Source organism: Kitasatospora sp. NPDC057518 (assembly GCF_042802075.1).
Classification (GTDB): domain Bacteria; phylum Actinomycetota; class Actinomycetes; order Streptomycetales; family Streptomycetaceae; genus Kitasatospora.
In genome coordinates this window covers 1-1,943 of the sequence record NZ_JBHVEU010000757.1, presented here as the reverse complement: position 1 = coordinate 1,943, position 1,943 = coordinate 1, and the positions used below count along the sequence as shown (strand labels likewise).

2 protein-coding genes are annotated in these 1,943 nt (G+C 71.4%); both read left to right on the top strand.

Translation table 11 applies throughout. The features are described from left to right. The first annotated feature begins 334 nt into the window (after nucleotides 1-334). On the top strand, nucleotides 335-1,027 hold the full coding sequence (locus ACFU7Z_RS39145) for a phosphatidylserine decarboxylase (protein WP_049655656.1): 693 nt from the start codon (nucleotides 335-337) through the stop codon (nucleotides 1,025-1,027). Then, on the top strand, nucleotides 1,014-1,892 hold the full coding sequence (locus ACFU7Z_RS39140) for a phosphatidylcholine/phosphatidylserine synthase (protein WP_369808332.1): 879 nt from the start codon (nucleotides 1,014-1,016) through the stop codon (nucleotides 1,890-1,892). Before ACFU7Z_RS39145 ends, ACFU7Z_RS39140 begins: the two co-directional genes overlap by 14 nt. Nucleotides 1,893-1,943 lie beyond the last annotated feature (51 nt).

The window sequence follows — 1,943 nt, the reverse complement described above, 5'->3', positions numbered from 1 at the left end:
GGGGCGTACAGCTGCAACGACGCGCCCTGCGGCCGCTTCCGCACACCCGCTTCCGGCCGCTACGGCCGTTTCGTCCGCCGGGTTCCGTCCGCGCACCCGTTGAGACAAGAGTCACCAGCCCTGTCGGGTCCCTTGGGAACCGGACCGGGCCGAGCTACGGTCGTAGGAGTGGACGCGCACACGCGCCGCCACCGGACACGTGAACGAGCAGGCGGGTTGCCCACCCACCGTCTGCTCCCGATAGCATCCACCGGGACAGCAAGCCGTCCCTCTATTACCGATTCCGCGGTGGCCCCCGTCCAGCGGCCATGATCCCCCGCGACAAAGGTCTTCGATGCCCATCAGCCCGTCCCCTCACACCTCCGTCACGGACCGCGATGCCCTCGCAGCCCCGACGGCCGGTCGGCGACCCCGCGTGACCATCGCGCGCGGAGCCACCCCCTGGTTCGTCCCCACCCTCGCCACGGCCGCCGTGACCACCGCCCTCACCCGGCGCAGCGGCAAGTGGGCCCTGGCTGCGGTACCCGCCTGTGCCCTCGGCGCGGGCATGCTGTGGTTCTTCCGCGACCCCGAGCGTGAGATCGGCACGGGCAGAGTGATCTCCCCCGCCGACGGCGTGGTGCAGAGCATCGACGCCTGGCCGGACGGCCGCACCCGGGTCGCGATCTTCATGAGCCCGCTGAACGTCCACGTCAACCGCGCGCCCCTGCCGGGCACCGTGACGTCGGTCGAGCACGTCGCGGGCGGCTTCGTCCCCGCGTTCAACAAGGACAGCGACCAGAACGAGCGGGTCGTCTGGCACTTCGACACCGAGCTCGGCGACATCGAGATGGTCCAGATCGCGGGGGCTGTGGCCCGCCGCATCGTGCCGTACGTGGACGCCGGAACCAAGGTCGAGCAGGGCGACCGGATCGGTCTGATCCGGTTCGGGTCCCGCGTCGACACCTACCTGCCGGCCGGCGTCGAGGTCGGCGTCGAGGTCGGCCAGAAGACCACAGCCGGGGTGACGCGCCTTGACCGTGACTGATCCTGAGACAATCGTCGGCCTGGACGACGAGGAGACGGCCCTGCGCCGCCGCCGCTGGGCACGGGACCGCGAGCTGCGTGCCCCGCGCTCTCCCCAGCACCTGTCCACGGCCGACTTCCTGACCCTGGGGAACGCCGTCTGCGGCTTCCTGGCGATCTACTCGATCACCACCGGGGTCCTGGTCCCGCACATCACCAACCCGGACGCCGCTCCGGACCGGCACAGCGCCGCCACCGCGGTCACGCTGCTGCTGATCGGCTCGATGTGCGACCTCTTCGACGGGCTGGTGGCGCGCAAGCTGCGCTCCTCCGCCCTCGGAGCGGAACTGGACAACCTCGCGGACCTGATCAGCTTCGGCATCGCGCCGGCCTACTTCGTCGCGGTCTGGGGCATGGTCTCCCCGGGTTCCAACAGCAAGCTGTCGGCGCTGATCGCGCTGACCGTACTGCTCGCGGTGGTCCTGCGGCTGGCCCGCTTCTCGGCCGTCAAGATGCGGCCCGGGGTGTTCCAGGGCATGCCCTGCCCGATGGGCGCGATGACGGTGATCGCCATCGTGCTGCTCGACCCGCCGTTCCTGCCCGGTCTGCTCGCCATCTTCGGCGCCGCGTACCTGATGGTCAGCCGGATCGAGTACCCGAAGCCGCAGGGGCTGCTGGCCACCGCCACGCTCTGCTGGGTCGTCGTCGCGATCGGCTGCCTGGCCGCCTGGGCGACCGGGCTGCCCGGCGGCGACAGCCTGATGCACGTCGGCGCGTTCGCCCAGATCACGCTCGCCGCGATGGCGCCGCTGCTGGTCATCCGCCGCAAGGTGGGGCAGAAGGTCGGCGACGTCCGCGCCCGGCGGGCGGAGTCGCGGCTCGGCTGAGCCGTCCCACGACCGGCATGGGGAAGGGCCCGGAACCTGGTGGTTCCGGGC

Excerpts from the sequence above, each read along its gene's own strand:
- ACFU7Z_RS39145 (WP_049655656.1), top strand. The coding sequence starts at position 335 with ATGCCCATCAGCCCGTCCCCTCACACCTCCGTCACGGACCGCGATGCC.